Source organism: Streptomyces canus (assembly GCF_030816965.1).
Classification (GTDB): Bacteria; Actinomycetota; Actinomycetes; order Streptomycetales; family Streptomycetaceae; genus Streptomyces; species Streptomyces canus_E.
Window position 1 is genome coordinate 4,728,866 of record NZ_JAUSYQ010000002.1, and the last position, 16,135, is coordinate 4,745,000.

Consider the following 16,135-nt stretch of genomic DNA (forward strand, 5'->3'; position numbering starts at 1 on the left):
GCCATTGATCAGCAATCCCCCAACGCCCTTCGGTATGGCGGAAGTCAGGATTGCACCGCCCGTCTTGTTGTCACGTACTCAACAAGGCGATGGTCTACGCGGGTCGCCGCCCCCACCGGGAACCTCACCGGTGGTCCCCCCACCGCAGGCCTCTGCAACCACTCTCAGGAGGCTGTACGTTGCGTACTCCCAACTCCCCCCACATGTCCGGCAGATGGCGTCGGATCGGCTCCACCGCCGTGGCCACCTCCGCCCTCGTCCTCGCCGGACTCGGCACCGCCGTCCACGCGACCGCCGCCACGCCCGACCACGTGAGCGCCAAAGCCGTCGCCACCGCCGTCGCCAAGGCCCATGTGCAGTACGAGAGCGCCTGTGACGCCACCCCCAAGAAGGGCTACGCCGCCTGCAACGCCCTGCGCGTCACCGGCGGCACCACCGCGTACATGGAGAAGCAGGCCGCGCTGAAGGGCATGACCGCCAGGACGCTCAAGCCGAACGCCTCCTCCGCGAGCCCGACCGGCTACGGCCCGAGCGACCTCCAGGACGCCTACGGCCTGACCGACGCGTCCGCGAACTACGGCTCCGGCGAGACCATCGCCATCGTCGACGCCTACGACGACCCCAACGCCGCGGCGGACCTGGCCACTTACCGCAGCTACTACGGCCTGCCGGCCTGCACCACCGCCAACGGCTGCTTCAAGAAGGTCTCCCAGACCGGCTCCACGACCTCTCTCCCCACCGCCGACAGCGGCTGGGCCGGTGAGATCTCCCTCGACCTCGACATGGTCTCCGCCATCGCCCCGAACGCCAAGATCCTGCTGGTCGAGGCGAGTTCGTCGAGCATGGCCAACCTGGGCAAGGCGGTGAACGAGGCCGTCACCCTGGGCGCGAAGTTCGTCTCCAACTCCTACGGCGGCTCCGAGTCCTCCTCGGACACCTCCTACGACTCCTCGTACTTCAACCACCCCGGCGTGGCCATCACCGTCTCCGCCGGCGACGAGGGCTACGGCGCCGAGTACCCGGCCGCCTCCAAGTACGTCACCGCGGTCGGCGGCACCAAGCTGTCCACCTCCTCCACCTCCCGCGGCTGGACCGAGAGCGTCTGGAAGACCAGCTCCACCGAGGGCACGGGCTCGGGCTGCTCGTCCTATGACGCCAAGCCGAGCTGGCAGACCGACACCGGCTGCACCAAGCGCATGATCGCCGACGTCTCCGCCGTCGCCGACCCCGCCACCGGCGTCTCCGTCTACGACTCCTACGGCTCGGACGGCACGGGCTGGAACACCTACGGCGGCACCAGCGCCTCCGCCCCCATCATCGCGTCGGTGTACGCCCTCGCGGGCACCCCGGGCAGCAGCGACTACCCGGCCCAGTACCCCTACGAGGACACCTCCGCCCTCAACGACGTGACCTCCGGCAACAACGGCACCTGCTCCACGAGCTACTTCTGCACCGCCAAGTCGGGCTACGACGGCCCGACCGGCCTCGGTACCCCGGAAGGCCTGGGCGCCTTCACCGGCTGATCCGGTCCACGAGTGCCCCCGTCGGGTCACGGGGGCGCCGCCCTTGAGGGGGACGTGGGGTTCCCTCGGCGGCACAACGGCAACGGGCCGCGACATCCGGTCGCGGCCCGTTCGCCGTGTCCCCGCGAGTCAAGTCACCACCGCCCGCAGTCCATCGAGCGGCCATGCACGAGTAAGCCCGGGACAACTTTCGGTATGGCGGAGGTCAGAATTCCAGCCATTCTCTGTTGTCGCGTACGGAACAAGGTGGACCGTCGTCGCAGGCCGCCGCCCGCCGCCGGGGAAACCGTACCGACGGCACGCACCCGCACCGCCCCTGTTTCCTCACCATCAGGAGGCTGCACCTTGCGTTCCACCTTCCCCCACGTACGCCTGAGATGGCACCGCGTCGGCTCCGCCACGGCCGTCACCGCCGCCCTCGTCCTCGCCGGCGCCGGCACCGCGGTCCACGCGGACGCGACGACCTCGTCCAAGGTCACCTGGGCCGCGACCCCCTGCGCCACCCCCAAGAAGACCGGCGAACTCGCCTGCAACTCCCTCCGCGTGACCGGCGGCGCCACCGCCTTCCAGAAAGCCCGGGGCATCACCCCGAAGGCCGCCGACGCCGCCACCCCCTCCGGCTACGGCCCGAGCGACCTCCAGTCGGCGTACGGCCTGACCGCCGCTGCCGCCGCCAACGGCTCCGGCGAGACCATCGCCATCGTCGACGCCTACAACGACCCGAACGCCGAGGCGGACCTCGCCAAGTACCGCTCGTACTACGGCCTGCCGGCCTGCACCACCGCCAACGGCTGCTTCAAGAAGGTCTCCCAGACCGGCTCCACGACCTCCCTGCCCTCCAGCGACGCCGGCTGGTCCGAGGAGATCTCCCTCGACCTCGACATGGTCTCCGCCATCGCCCCGAACGCCAAGATCCTCCTCGTCGAGGCCAAGTCGGCCACCATGGCCAACCTGGGCAAGTCGGTGAACGAGGCCGTCACCCTGGGCGCGAAGTTCGTCTCCAACTCCTACGGCGGCTCCGAGTCCTCCTCGGACACCTCCTACGACTCCTCCTACTTCAACCACCCCGGCGTGGCCATCACCGTCTCCGCCGGTGACGGGGGTTACGGCGCCGAGTACCCGGCCGCCTCCAAGTACGTGACCTCCGTGGGCGGCACCGCGCTCTCCGCGGCCTCCAACAGCCGCGGCTGGACCGAGACCGTCTGGAAGACCAGCAGCACCGAGGGCACGGGCTCGGGCTGCTCGTCCTATGACGCCAAGCCGAGCTGGCAGACCGACACCGGCTGCACCAAGCGCATGATTTCGGACGTCTCCGCCGTCGCCGACCCGGCCACCGGCGTCTCCGTCTACGACTCCTACGGCGTCACCGCCGGCTGGTACACGTTCGGCGGCACCAGCGCCTCGTCCCCGATCATCGCGGCCGTCTACGCCCTCGCGGGCATCCCGGGCAGCAGCGACTACCCGGCCCAGTACCCCTACCGGCACACGTCCTCCCTCAACGACGTGACATCGGGCAACAACGGCAGCTGCTCGACGAGCTACTTCTGCACCGCCACCTCGGGCTACGACGGCCCGACCGGGTGGGGCACCCCGAAGGGAGTAAGCGCCTTCACCAGCTGACTCTCCGTCAACGAACGGGCCGCGGGCTCCCCTACCGCGGCCCGTTCGCCATGCCGGTGGTCCTCCGGGTTAGCCTTCACCCGCAGAACATCGGTGCCAGAAGCGCCGCAGGTCGTAAGAGGGGTCAACGACGGAACCACACGGCAGGTTCCGCTCAGGCCTCATTGCCCGGCGTTACCTGCCGTGATACACAGAGTGACCAGACAGTCATTCGTACGAAACCCGCCAACCAATGCCGCCAAGTCGACATACGACGGCGGAATTGTCGGCGACAATGAGGCCTGACCTCTGCGCACACGCAGGGGAGACGGAACTACCCACCAGGGGCGGTGACTTACATGCTCTTTGCGGCCGACAAGGGAGACATCAACACCATCATCGGCGGGATCGCTCCGGACTGGGGCCCCTTCGGGGCGCTGGGGACCGAGGCGAAGACGATGATCCAGGTCGTCATGGCGGTCGCCATCCTGCTCTGCCTCGGCATCGCCATCTGGGGCGCCGCCAAACAGCGCATCGGCGCCACCGCACTGCGGGACACCTTCAGCGCGGAACAGGGCAAGGGCCTCATCATCGCGGGGCTGACAGGAGTCTTCATCATCGGCTCCCTGGGCACGCTCTTCACCATCGTGTACGGCATGGCCGTATAGCCGCCGCGTCCGGTACAGCCCCTCCAACCCACCCGTCCGCAGTACCCACCGGCTGAGGTCGCGTTCCCTGATGTCGAGTCACCACACCGCACCCGCGCGGAAACCAGCGCGGCTACCGTCGTACTCCTACGGGTTTTCGTACGACGTCGAGGGGACGTGAGCGGCATGAGCCTCGGAGACGACCAAGAGGGCTCCGGCGGTTACGGCGGCACGGGCCAGACCCGCACCCGGTACCCGGAGGGCGGCAGCGACGTCTACGGCGGCGCCCGCCGCTCCGGCCGCTCGTCCTCCCGAAGCCTGGTCACCGTGGTCGGCGTCATCGTCCTCCTGATCGCCGCGATCGCCTTCGCGAACCGTGGGGGAGGCGGTGCCTCTTCTTCGGCGGAGGGTGCGGGGGGCCAGCCGGACGTCGCGTCGACGGCACCCAGCGGGACCAAACCGGTGCAGTCCACGCCGGGAGTGATTCCCACGGGCTACACGCATGACGTCCAAGGCGCGCAGAGCGCGGCAGCGAACTACGCCGTCGCGCTGGGCTCGGCCGACATGTTCAACAAGGCCAAGCGCGACGCGACCCTGCAGACGATCATCGCCCCCACCCATGTCGCCGATTTCACGTCGACTCTGGACAAGGCCTACACCCCGGCCTTCAGCAAAAGCATCGGACTGAACGACGACGGCTCCACGCCGGTCGGCTACACCTTCGTGTCCCGTACCAGTCCGGTCGGCACCAAGGTCACCCAGTCCTCCCAGAACAGCGCGACCGTCGATGTCTGGTGCAGCGGGCTGCTCGGCATGGCAGGCGAGAAGTCCACGAACCCCGTCACCAACAGCTGGTTCACCATCACCATGCAGCTCGAGTGGACCGCCGACGACTGGAAGGTCGTCACGCAGTCCCAGAAAGAAGGCCCGGCGCCCGTCCCAGGCGACGACACGGCCTCCAGCGCCGACGAGATGGCGAAGGCTGTCGCGGAGTACGGAGGGTTCACCTATGCCCGGTAGTCGCTACGTACTCAAGGCCGCCGCGGCGGCCACAGCCGTGCAGACCGCGACCGTGCTGCTGGCGGGCCGGGCCTTCGCGGCCCCGTCGCCCTCACCGTCTCCCACGACGAGCGACGACGCCTGCCGCCTGATCACCGGCACCGCCCGTTCCCTGTGCGAGAGCGACCGCAACAGCAAGTCGAACGGCGGATCGATCAACGACGATCCCACCTCCACCCTCGACCCCATGTCCTCCCTGGCCAAAAGCTGCGCGAAGGCCGCCGCCTGGACCATCGACAAGCTCAGCGAGGCCGTCAAGAACACCGCGAACGTCGACTTCACCAACCAGAAGTTCCTCCAGCAGTACGCGGTCGTCTTCGCGGCATCAACCATCCTCACCCTTCTCCTGTGGCTGCTGGCCGTAGCCAAGCGCGCGGTGCGAGGCGCCCCCCTCACCACCGCCATCAGCGAGGCGATCGGGTTCCTGTGGCTGACCGTGCTCGCGTCCGCCTTCACCCCCCTCATCCTCTACACCGTCGTCTCCGCCACCGACGGCGTCTCAGAGGTCCTCGCGAAGGCCACCGGCGACCAGACCGACACCTTCTTCGGCACCTTCTCCGGCGCCCTGGAGAAGGGCAACGACATCGGCGGCGGCCCCATCATGCTGATCGTCGTCTCCCTGGTCAGCATCCTCGCCGCCGGCGTCCTGTGGCTGGAGCTCGTCATCCGAGCCGCCCTCCTCTACGTCGGCGCCCTCCTCGGCACCGTCGTCTACGCCGGCCTCGTCGACAAGAACCTCTGGGGCCACGTCCGCCGCTGGGCCGGCATCATGATCGCCGTCATCCTGGTCAAACCGGTGATCGTCATCGTCCTCGGCCTCGCCGGCGCGCTCTCCTCCGACGACGGCCCCGACGCCTTCTCCGCCGTCGTCTCCGGCCTCGCCATCATCCTGCTCGCCATCTTCGCCAGCGCGATGATCTACCGTTTCGTCCCCGGCTTCGGCGACGAGATCGCCGGCTCCCGCAACAACCGCATCATGCAGAACGCCGAGGGCAAGGCCGCTGCGGTGATCAGCTCCCCGGCCACCCTGGTCGCCCAGGGCATCAAGACCCACAGCTCCCGGGCCGACAACAACGGTCAGGCCTCCGGAGGTTCGGGCGCCCGCCCGAGCAACCCGGCGTCCGGCGGAGTCGCCGCCCACAGCTCGCGCACCCCGAACGGAGGCGGCGGATCTGTCCCCTCCGCCGCTCCCGCCCCGCGCTCGAGCAACCCGGTGAACAGCCCGCACGCCGGCAACACCCGCAACAGCAGTAGCAACAGCACAGGAGGTGACGGGCGTTGACGACCGAGTCCCACGTGTCGCATACGGTCACGCCCCGCCGTACATATCTGATCGGCCGCGCCCGGCCGAACGCGATCGTCGGCCGCAACCGCGAGACGGGCGAGATCGCGCTCATCATCGTGGGCGCGTTCCTCGGCATGATGTGCGGGCTCCTCGTCCCGGTGCTCTCCCTGCGCATCGTGCTGCTGATGGGCTTCCCGCTCGTCGCTCTCGCCGCGGTCTACGTGCCCTACAAGCGCCGCACGTTCTACAAGTGGTTCGAGATCAACCGCAGTTACAAACGGACCCTGCGCCAGGGCACGACCTACCGCTCCTCCGTGATGGAGGCCGGCACCCACGTCGACGGCCGCGAGGTCGAGGTCGGCCCGCCCCCCGGCATCGGCCGGATCAACTGGCTCGCCGCCCCGTTCGGCCCCGACGAGATCGCCGTACTGCTCCACGCGGACCGCCGCACGGTGACGGCCGCGATCGAGATCGAGGGCCCCGGCGTCGGCCTGCGCGACTCCGAGGACCAGGAAGCCCTCGTCGACCGCTTCGGCACCCTCCTCAAGCACGTGGCCAACGGCGACGGCTTCGTCACCCGTATCCAGATGCTCGCCCGCACCCTCCCCGCCGACCCCGACGCCCACGCCAAGGACGTCGCGATGCGCGGGGACGAGAAGGCACTGCCATGGCTGCAGTCGTCGTACGACCAACTCCAGTCGATGGTGTCGACCAGCAGCGAGCAGCACCGCGCCTACCTCGTCGCCTGCATGCACTTCAACCGCGAACTCGCCGCAGAGGCCCAGGCGATGGCCCGCGCGGCCCGCCCCCAGTCCGGCCGCAAGCTCGACCGGGACGCGGGGCTCGCCGTCGTCATGGCCCGTGAGCTGACCGACATCTGCTCGCGCCTCCAGGAGGCCGATATCCGGGTCCGCCAGCCCCTCGGCCAGGGCCGTCTCGCGTCCCTCATCCACTCCATGTACGACCCGGACCACCCCATCGACCACATCCAGGCGATGACCAAGCGCAACGCCTGGCCGGCCGAACTCGACGCCATGGAACCGACGTTCCTCCAGGCGAAGACCCGGGAGTCCAGCACCCGCGCGCCCTGGTGCCACGCCACGGCCTGGGTGAAGGAGTGGCCGATGACCCCGGTGGGCGTCAACTTCCTGGCGCCCCTGCTCGTCCACACCCCGGACGTCATCCGCACGGTCGCCGTCACGATGGACCTCGAACCCACCGAGATCGCCATCGAGCGCATGCTGACCGAGAAGACGAACGACGAGGCGGAGGCCTCCCGCGCAGCCAAGATGAACCGGACCGTGGACCCGCGCGACATCGCCGCCCACAACCGGCTCGACCAGCGCGGCGAGGACCTGGCGAGCGGCGCGGCCGGCGTCAACCTGGTCGGCTACATCACCGTCTCCTCCCGTAACCCCGAGGCCCTGGCCCGCGACAAGCGGACCATCCGGGCCTCGGCCGGAAAGTCGTACCTGAAACTGGAGTGGTGCGACCGCGAGCACCATCGCGCCTTCGTGAACACCCTTCCGTTCGCCACCGGCATTCGAAGGTAGGGGCTGCCGCATGCGGGATCCGATGTCCATCCTCACCGAGGCCTTCACGTCCTTCCTCTTCGGAAAGGTCGAGACGACCCGCCTGCCGGTCCGCACCTCCACCGGCCAGGCGCAGGCGGTCTACCTCCCGACCGCAGCGCCGGGCCTCGGCGACTCGGGCGTGATCATCGGCCGCGAGGTCTACTCCGGCAAGGGCTACATCTACGACCCCTTCCAGCTCTACGGCCAGCAGCTCCCGGCACCTCACTGGCTGGTCCTGGGCGAGTCCGGCAACGGCAAGTCGGCGCTCGAGAAGACGTACGTCCTACGGCAGCTGCGCTTCCGCGACCGCCAGGTCGTCGTCCTGGACGCCCAGGGCGAGGACGGCGTCGGTGAATGGAACCTGATCGCGCAGGAGTTGGGGATAACTCCCATCCGCCTGGACCCGATGGCCGCCCTGGACATGGGAATCCGCCTCAACCCGCTCGACCCAGCGATCACGACGACCGGTCAGCTCGCCCTGCTCCGGACCATCATCGAGGTCGCGATGGGCCACGGCCTCGACGAGCGCTCCGGCTTCGCGCTGAAGGTCGCGCACGCCTACGTCAACGAGACGATCGTCGACCGCCAGCCGATCCTCACGGACATCGTGGAGCAGCTACGGCACCCCGAGCCCGAGTCGGCCGAGGCGATGAACGTCGACATAGAGGACGTCCGCGCGTGGGGGCTCGATGTCGCCCTGGTCATCGACCGCCTGGTCGACGGTGACCTGCGGGGCATGTTCGACGGCCCGACAACGGTCGGCATCGACCTGGACGCGCCGCTGATCGTCTTCGATTTGTCCCACATCGACCGCAACTCCATCGCCATGCCCATCCTCATGGCGATCGTCGGAGTTTGGCTGGAACACACCTGGATCCGCCCCGACCGGAAGAAGCGCATCTTCCTGGTCGAGGAGGCCTGGCACATCATCGCCAGCCCCTTCGTGGCCCAGCTCTTCCAGCGGCTGCTGAAGTTCGGCCGACGGCTCGGCCTGTCCTTCGTCGCGGTCGTCCACCACCTGTCCGACGTAGTGGACGGAGCGGCGGCCAAGGAGGCCGCGGCGATCCTGAAAATGGCGTCGACGAGGACGATCTACGCCCAGAAGGCGGACGAGGCGCGTGCGACGGGCCGGGTCCTGGGCCTGCCCCGTTGGGCGGTCGAGATCATCCCCTCCCTCACCCCCGGCATCGCCGTCTGGGACGTCAACGGCAATGTCCAGGTGGTCAAACACCTGGTCACCGAGACCGAACGCCCCCTGGTCTACACCGACCGCGCGATGACGGAGTCCTCCAGCGACCTGACCGACGACGCCCTGCGCGCCGCGGAGCTGGAGGCGGAGGAGCGGGCGGCGGCCTTCGTGGAGCAGCACCTGGGCGACTCCGAGTCGACGGTGGCGTAGGAGGGGCGGGCAAGTGGTGAGACCGGACGACCGCCACCAGAGCGGTCAGGGAGGCCAGGGAGGCGTCCCGGACGGGCTGTTGGTCGGCATACTGGCCTTCCTCCTCGGCATGACCCTGCTGGTCTGGACGGCGACAGGCCTCGCGGGCCTGTTCGCCCACGGCACCTGGCCCAAGGACGTCACCTTCACCCGCACCCCCCAGGCCATGCGCCACCTCATCGGCCACCCCGAGGACATCCTCGGTGCCTGGCCCGACACCCCCGCCGGCCAGCTCTCCGGCTACGGCCTGGTCTGGGGCCTGTTCATCGGCCAGCTGCTGATCCTGGGCGTCCTGACGATCTTCGTGATGGGAACACTGGCTCGCTGGAGGGCGGTACGGGCGAGGACGAGAGCGGAGAAACTGGCGGCACGGGAGCGACGTGCGCAGCCGGGACCGGTCCACGAGGTACCGATCCCGAGACCGACGCCAGAGCCGCAGCCACAACCGGCCACAGCTCCCGCCCCCAGCTCCCCACAGCCCACCGAGCCAGTCCTCACGACACCGACGGCTGCCAAGCTGCGCACTTCCCTGTCCAAGGGTGAACCGATGGCCGGGTGGGAAACACCTCGCCCCGATGGCGCGGTCCTCTACGCCCCGAGAGAATCCCGCCACCCCACCGCGACCCAGGCCGTCAGGGACGCGGAAGGCCCCGCCCTCATCGTCACCTCGAACCCCGCGATCTGGCAGGACACCAAGGACGCCCGAGCCAAACTGGGCCCGGTCCACGTCTACGACCCCACCCACCTCTGCGACACCCCGGCCCGCCTCCACTGGTCCCCCACCACAGGCTGCGAGACCAAGGAGACAGCCAAGGCAAGGGCGCAGGCCCTGCTCGCCCCCGTTCGCCCCACCGCAAAGATCGACCAGGCCGTGGCCGACGTGGCCGAAACGCTCCTGCGCAGCTACCTCCATGCCGCGGCGATAGAAGCCCGCACCATCCGCCACGTCCACCGCTGGTGCCAGGGCGCCCAGATCCAGGACGCCGTGAGAACCCTCCGCACCAACCCCAAGGCGGCCCCCGGCTCCGCGGGCGAGCTCGAAGCCGCTCTCACCGCGCATCCCGAACGCCGCGACATCGCCCAGGAGTTGACCAGCCGGGCCCTCTCCGCCCTCTTCACGGTCAACATCCGCGAGGCATGCACTCCCAACCGAAATGATGCCCTCGCCTTGGATTCCTTCGTCGACGAAGGGGGCACGCTTTATGTGGTGGGTGAATCCATCGAGGACCCCAGGACCAATCCGGGCGCGATGCCCCTTCTGACGGCCCTCACCTCAAGCGTGGTCGAGCGTGGCCGGCGCATGGCCGAACGGTCATCCTCCGGTCGCCTCGACCCACCACTGACGCTCGTCCTGGACGACGTCGCAGCCGTGGCTCCGCTTCCCCAGCTCCCGGAGCTGCTGGCCGCCGGAGCGGACCGGGGGCTACCGACCCTGGCCCTGCTCCGGTCCCGCGAACAGGCCCGCACCCGCTGGCCGGACGCGGACCTCCCGACGTAGAGCTCAGAAGTCGTACACCGCCCAGTCGACGACCGGTACATACCCGAGGCGCCGGTAGAGGGCGTTGCTGGTGGGGTTGGCCGCGTCCGTGAACAGCACGACATGCTCAGCACCGGCCGCCAGCGCGGCCCGGCTCACCTCTGCCGTCACGGCGCCCGCGTATCCACGCCCGCGCAGGCGGGCCGGCGTGTACACGGGGTCCACCTGGACCAGCCCGGCGACCATCGGGTTCGTGCCCGCCATGGAGACGGGCGTACCGTCCGGGGCCTCCCAGAACGTGTAGTGCTTGTCCGCGAAGCGGGTGTCGGCCCAGGAGTCGGCGTCGATGGTGACAGCTTCTCCCACGTCCGCGGCGAACCCGCGGCACAGGTCCATGAGTTGCTCAAGGTCCCGTTCCCCCGCGGCCCGGCCCCGGCCCGCCGGGAACGGGTCCGGCGGGACGAGCGTGCCGAGCCGGTGCAGACAGAGCCGGACGCACACGCTCGGCGTCGCCCCCGTGTGCCGCTGCCAGGCCGCGGCGAAACCCGCGGCGGTCGCGTCGTCCGCGCTGACGGAGGGAACCGAGTGCCCGAGCGCGACCAGCCGGGCGGCGAGGGCGTCGGCCTGCCCGGCGGTGAGCGGAGTCAGGCCCAGTCCGCGATCGGGCGACAGCCGGTAGAAGGCCGCCTGCACCTCGCCCGCCCGCTCCAGCAGACCGAACGCGGCGGCTTCGGCGTCGTACGCGGCCGCCCCACGGGTGCGCAGTCTCGCGGTCCAGGTCAGCTGCATGATGTGCGGGACAGGTCGCGAGCGCAGGAACTCCCCGGCTCGAGCGAGAAAGTCGTCGATGTCTTCGGTGAGGTACCAGTCGTCCGGGCGCATGCCCCATGATCCCTCACGGGCCCGGCGGCCCGGACGGCGAATCCGCGGAGCAGAGCGTCAGGCGCGCTCCAGCGCGAACTCCAGCTCCGACTCCCCCGGAGCCGACCCCAGAGGCACGACCACACCCGTGGGCTCGAACCCGACCTTGCGGTAGAACCGCTGCGCCCGCCCGTTGTCCTCGTGCACGATCAGCCGCACCCGCTCGGCCCCGTGCGCCCACGCCCACTCCACAGCGGCGTCGAACAGCACATCGGTGAGCCCGCTGCCGCGCTCCTCGGGCCGTACGAACACCCCGACGAGATGCCCCTGCTTGCGCTCCACGGGAAAACCGGCCCAGTCCGTGGTCCCGGGCTCCTCCAGCAGCACCGTCACCGTCCCCACCCACCGCCCGTCCGGCGCCTCGGCGACGACCGTCTGGGCCCCGTCCGCCCTCTCGGCGCCCTTTGCCGTCCGCTCCCGCCAGTAGGAGTCCGGTCGTTCGACGGCCTCCTCATAGGTCTCCAGGAAGGCGAGAGGCGCGACCGGATCCTGAAGCGCCGCAAGCCGCAACTCCTTCGCTGCGGGCCACTCGTCGGCGCGGACGGATCGGATCACGTAGCTCATGCGGGCCACAGTAGTACCCGGGTACTAGCCGCCTCACCTGGAATACTGCCCGCGGTCCGATGCCCGCCGCCCCGGCCCGCGCGAGCATCGAAGCATGATTACGGCACAGGACCTCACCAAACGCTACGGCGACAAAACCGCGGTGGCCGCGCCTACGCCATGATCTTCCCCGAGGTGCTGGCCATACTGCCGTACGACAGCGTCGACGACGCCGTCCGTCACTTTCCGGGCCGCGCCATGGAGACCCTCACCACCGCGGGCTCGTCCTCCTCGGGACCGGCCCTGCTGGCCATGTCCCTGTGGGCGGCGGCCTCCCTGGCCGCGGCCGCAGTGACCCTGGAGCGGCGGGACGTCTGACGAATGGCGGCGAAAGCCCTCACCTCTGGCGGAGTCAACCGTGAAAACTCATGGTGATCCTGGCGTACGAAACAAAGCTGGTGAAATAGAAAAACCCCCGTTTCGAATGGAACGGGGGTTTTCTCAAAAATTGTTCGGCGGTGTCCTACTCTCCCACGGGGTCCCCCCTGCAGTACCATCGGCGCTGTAAGGCTTAGCTTCCGGGTTCGGAATGTAACCGGGCGTTTCCCTCACGCTATGACCACCGAAACACTATGAAACACAGACCGGAAAACACACAGTCGTTGCCTCAGAACTAACACAGTGGACGCGAGCAAATATGGACAAGCCCTCGGCCTATTAGTACCGGTCACCTCCACCCATTACTGGGCTTCCAGATCCGGCCTATCAACCCAGTCGTCTACTGGGAGCCTTAACCCCTCAAAGGGGGTGGGAATACTCATCTCGAAGCAGGCTTCCCGCTTAGATGCTTTCAGCGGTTATCCCTCCCGAACGTAGCCAACCAGCCATGCCCTTGGCAGAACAACTGGCACACCAGAGGTTCGTCCGTCCCGGTCCTCTCGTACTAGGGACAGCCCTTCTCAATATTCCTGCGCGCGCAGCGGATAGGGACCGAACTGTCTCACGACGTTCTAAACCCAGCTCGCGTACCGCTTTAATGGGCGAACAGCCCAACCCTTGGGACCGACTCCAGCCCCAGGATGCGACGAGCCGACATCGAGGTGCCAAACCATCCCGTCGATATGGACTCTTGGGGAAGATCAGCCTGTTATCCCCGGGGTACCTTTTATCCGTTGAGCGACGGCGCTTCCACAAGCCACCGCCGGATCACTAGTCCCGACTTTCGTCCCTGCTCGACCCGTCGGTCTCACAGTCAAGCTCCCTTGTGCACTTACACTCAACACCTGATTGCCAACCAGGCTGAGGGAACCTTTGGGCGCCTCCGTTACTCTTTAGGAGGCAACCGCCCCAGTTAAACTACCCATCAGACACTGTCCCTGATCCGGATCACGGACCCAGGTTAGACATCCAGCACGACCAGACTGGTATTTCAACGACGACTCCCCCCGAACTGGCGTCCGGAGTTCACAGTCTCCCAGCTATCCTACACAAGCCGAACCGAACACCAATATCAAACTGTAGTAAAGGTCCCGGGGTCTTTCCGTCCTGCTGCGCGAAACGAGCATCTTTACTCGTAGTGCAATTTCACCGGGCCTATGGTTGAGACAGTCGAGAAGTCGTTACGCCATTCGTGCAGGTCGGAACTTACCCGACAAGGAATTTCGCTACCTTAGGATGGTTATAGTTACCACCGCCGTTTACTGGCGCTTAAGTTCTCAGCTTCGCCCGACCGAAGTCGGACTAACCGGTCCCCTTAACGTTCCAGCACCGGGCAGGCGTCAGTCCGTATACATCGCCTTACGGCTTCGCACGGACCTGTGTTTTTAGTAAACAGTCGCTTCTCGCTGGTCTCTGCGGCCACCCCCAGCTCGAGGAGCAAGTCCTCTCACCAGTGATGGCCCCCCTTCTCCCGAAGTTACGGGGGCATTTTGCCGAGTTCCTTAACCATAGTTCACCCGAACGCCTCGGTATTCTCTACCTGACCACCTGAGTCGGTTTAGGGTACGGGCCGCCATGAAACTCGCTAGAGGCTTTTCTCGACAGCATAGGATCATCCACTTCACCACAATCGGCTCGGCATCAGGTCTCAGCCTTGTGTGCGACGGATTTACCTACCGCACGGCCTACACCCTTACCCCGGGACAACCACCGCCCGGGCTGGACTACCTTCCTGCGTCACCCCATCACTCACCTACTACCACCTTGGTTCGGCGGCTCCACCACTTTCCATTCCCCGAAGGGTCCGGAACGGCTTCACGGCCTTAGCATCAATAGGTTCGGTGTTTGACGCTTCACAGCGGGTACCGGAATATCAACCGGTTATCCATCGACTACGCCTGTCGGCCTCGCCTTAGGTCCCGACTTACCCTGGGCAGATCAGCTTGACCCAGGAACCCTTAGTCAATCGGCGCACACGTTTCCCACGTGTGTATCGCTACTCATGCCTGCATTCTCACTCGTGAACCGTCCACCACTGCCTTCCGGCGCGGCTTCACCCGGCACACGACGCTCCCCTACCCATCACAGCCGCCGTTGGGCGTATTGCTGCAATGACACGACTTCGGCGGTACGCTTGAGCCCCGCTACATTGTCGGCGCGGAATCACTAGACCAGTGAGCTATTACGCACTCTTTCAAGGGTGGCTGCTTCTAAGCCAACCTCCTGGTTGTCTCTGCGACTCCACATCCTTTCCCACTTAGCGTACGCTTAGGGGCCTTAGTCGATGCTCTGGGCTGTTTCCCTCTCGACCATGGAGCTTATCCCCCACAGTCTCACTGCCGCGCTCTCACTTACCGGCATTCGGAGTTTGGCTAAGGTCAGTAACCCGGTAGGGCCCATCGCCTATCCAGTGCTCTACCTCCGGCAAGAAACACACGACGCTGCACCTAAATGCATTTCGGGGAGAACCAGCTATCACGGAGTTTGATTGGCCTTTCACCCCTAACCACAGGTCATCCCCCAGGTTTTCAACCCTGGTGGGTTCGGTCCTCCACGAAGTCTTACCTCCGCTTCAACCTGCCCATGGCTAGATCACTCCGCTTCGGGTCTTGAGCGTGCTACTCAAACGCCCTATTAGGACTCGCTTTCGCTACGGCTACCCCACCCGGGTTAACCTCGCAACACACCGCAAACTCGCAGGCTCATTCTTCAAAAGGCACGCAGTCACGAGACACCAAGCAAGCTTGATGTCCGACGCTCCCACGGCTTGTAGGCACACGGTTTCAGGTACTATTTCACTCCGCTCCCGCGGTACTTTTCACCATTCCCTCACGGTACTATCCGCTATCGGTCACCAGGGAATATTTAGGCTTAGCGGGTGGTCCCGCCAGATTCACACGGGATTTCTCGGGCCCCGTGCTACTTGGGTGTCTCTCAAACGAGCCGCTGATGTTTCGACTACGGGGGTCTTACCCTCTACGCCGGACCTTTCGCATGTCCTTCGCCTACATCAACGGTTTCTGACTCGTCTCACAGCCGGCAGACTGTGAAAGAGAGATCCCACAACCCCGTATGCGCAACCCCTGCCGGGTCTCACACGCATACGGTTTGGCCTCATCCGGTTTCGCTCGCCACTACTCCCGGAATCACGGTTGTTTTCTCTTCCTGCGGGTACTGAGATGTTTCACTTCCCCGCGTTCCCTCCACATACCCTATGTGTTCAGGTATGGGTGACAGCCCATGACGACTGCCGGGTTTCCCCATTCGGAAACCCCCGGATCAAAGCCTGGTTGACGACTCCCCGGGGACTATCGTGGCCTCCCACGTCCTTCATCGGTTCCTGGTGCCAAGGCATCCACCGTGCGCCCTTAAAAACTTGGCCACAGATGCTCGCGTCCACTGTGCAGTTCTCAAACAACGACCAGCCACCCATCACCCCGGAGCTTCACTCCGAGTTCACTGGGGCCGGCATCCGAAGGACGAGCAACGCTCGCACCCTCAGACACCCAACAGCGTGCCCGGCCCACTCCCCGCTCCCCTCAACGTTCCACGCTCCGAAGAGCAGTACTAGAAGGAGAAGACGATCAAGTGTGCCGAATAATCAACGTTCCACCCATGAGCAACCACCGTC

At 66.7% G+C, this 16,135-nt stretch carries 11 protein-coding genes and 2 rRNA genes; 9 read left to right on the forward strand and 4 right to left on the reverse strand.

What is annotated here, in order from left to right:
* The first annotated feature begins 179 nt into the window (after window positions 1–179).
* From QF027_RS22670 to QF027_RS22705, 8 genes are all read left to right on the forward strand, one after another.
* Complete coding sequence (locus tag QF027_RS22670; protein WP_306979370.1) at window positions 180–1,523, forward strand: S53 family peptidase; 1,344 nt, start codon at window positions 180–182, stop codon at window positions 1,521–1,523.
* A 345-nt stretch (window positions 1,524–1,868) separates the two neighbouring features.
* The gene (locus QF027_RS22675) at window positions 1,869–3,143 is read left to right on the forward strand and encodes a S53 family peptidase (RefSeq protein ID WP_306979368.1); all 1,275 of its coding nucleotides are present in this window, start codon (window positions 1,869–1,871) and stop codon (window positions 3,141–3,143) included.
* A 338-nt stretch (window positions 3,144–3,481) separates the two neighbouring features.
* Window positions 3,482–3,790, forward strand: coding sequence for a hypothetical protein (locus QF027_RS22680; RefSeq protein WP_007383036.1), 309 nt, complete (start codon window positions 3,482–3,484; stop codon window positions 3,788–3,790).
* Window positions 3,791–3,955: 165 nt separating this feature from the next.
* Entirely contained in the window at window positions 3,956–4,789 is an 834-nt protein-coding gene (locus QF027_RS22685; protein WP_306979366.1) for a hypothetical protein, read from the forward strand.
* On the forward strand, window positions 4,779–6,110 hold the full coding sequence (locus QF027_RS22690) for a hypothetical protein (protein WP_306979365.1): 1,332 nt from the start codon (window positions 4,779–4,781) through the stop codon (window positions 6,108–6,110). The genes QF027_RS22685 and QF027_RS22690 overlap by 11 nt, the downstream gene beginning before the upstream one ends.
* A complete protein-coding gene (locus QF027_RS22695) occupies window positions 6,107–7,666 on the forward strand; it encodes an SCO6880 family protein (RefSeq protein ID WP_307076622.1) in 1,560 nt (519 codons plus the stop codon). The genes QF027_RS22690 and QF027_RS22695 overlap by 4 nt, the downstream gene beginning before the upstream one ends.
* 10 nt (window positions 7,667–7,676) lie before the next feature.
* Window positions 7,677–9,086: an ATP-binding protein gene (locus QF027_RS22700; RefSeq protein ID WP_307076624.1), complete on the forward strand. Its 1,410-nt coding sequence runs from the start codon at window positions 7,677–7,679 to the stop codon at window positions 9,084–9,086.
* A gap of 16 nt (window positions 9,087–9,102) precedes the next feature.
* A complete protein-coding gene (locus tag QF027_RS22705; RefSeq protein WP_307082466.1) occupies window positions 9,103–10,623 on the forward strand; it encodes a type VI secretion protein in 1,521 nt (506 codons plus the stop codon).
* Window positions 10,624–10,626: 3 nt separating this feature from the next.
* On the opposite strand, the gene QF027_RS22710 is transcribed toward QF027_RS22705, so the two are convergent.
* Window positions 10,627–11,484 carry a GNAT family N-acetyltransferase gene (locus tag QF027_RS22710; RefSeq protein ID WP_307076626.1) on the reverse strand — a complete coding sequence of 286 codons (858 nt, stop codon included), beginning with the start codon at window positions 11,482–11,484 and terminating at the stop codon, window positions 10,627–10,629.
* 57 nt (window positions 11,485–11,541) lie between these two features.
* On the reverse strand, window positions 11,542–12,087 hold the full coding sequence (locus QF027_RS22715) for a GNAT family N-acetyltransferase (RefSeq protein ID WP_307076628.1): 546 nt from the start codon (window positions 12,085–12,087) through the stop codon (window positions 11,542–11,544).
* A 159-nt stretch (window positions 12,088–12,246) separates the two neighbouring features.
* On the opposite strand from QF027_RS22715, the gene QF027_RS22720 reads away from it, so the two are divergent.
* Window positions 12,247–12,444 carry a hypothetical protein gene (locus QF027_RS22720; protein ID WP_307076630.1) on the forward strand — a complete coding sequence of 66 codons (198 nt, stop codon included), beginning with the start codon at window positions 12,247–12,249 and terminating at the stop codon, window positions 12,442–12,444.
* A gap of 132 nt (window positions 12,445–12,576) precedes the next feature.
* Here the strand turns inward: QF027_RS22720 and rrf are convergent.
* A 5S ribosomal RNA gene (gene rrf / locus QF027_RS22725) occupies window positions 12,577–12,693 on the reverse strand.
* 70 nt (window positions 12,694–12,763) lie between these two features.
* Window positions 12,764–15,886 (reverse strand): 23S ribosomal RNA (locus tag QF027_RS22730).
* Between the last annotated feature and the right edge of the window lie 249 nt (window positions 15,887–16,135).

Coding starts and splice junctions, on each gene's coding strand:
- QF027_RS22680 (WP_007383036.1), top strand. CDS start 3,482: ATGCTCTTTGCGGCCGACAAGGGAGACATCAACACCATCATCGGCGGG.
- QF027_RS22685 (WP_306979366.1), top strand. CDS start 3,956: ATGAGCCTCGGAGACGACCAAGAGGGCTCCGGCGGTTACGGCGGCACG.
- QF027_RS22690 (WP_306979365.1), top strand. CDS start 4,779: ATGCCCGGTAGTCGCTACGTACTCAAGGCCGCCGCGGCGGCCACAGCC.
- QF027_RS22700 (WP_307076624.1), top strand. CDS start 7,677: ATGCGGGATCCGATGTCCATCCTCACCGAGGCCTTCACGTCCTTCCTC.
- QF027_RS22710 (WP_307076626.1), bottom strand. CDS start 11,484: ATGCGCCCGGACGACTGGTACCTCACCGAAGACATCGACGACTTTCTC.
- QF027_RS22715 (WP_307076628.1), bottom strand. CDS start 12,087: ATGAGCTACGTGATCCGATCCGTCCGCGCCGACGAGTGGCCCGCAGCG.
- QF027_RS22720 (WP_307076630.1), top strand. CDS start 12,247: ATGATCTTCCCCGAGGTGCTGGCCATACTGCCGTACGACAGCGTCGAC.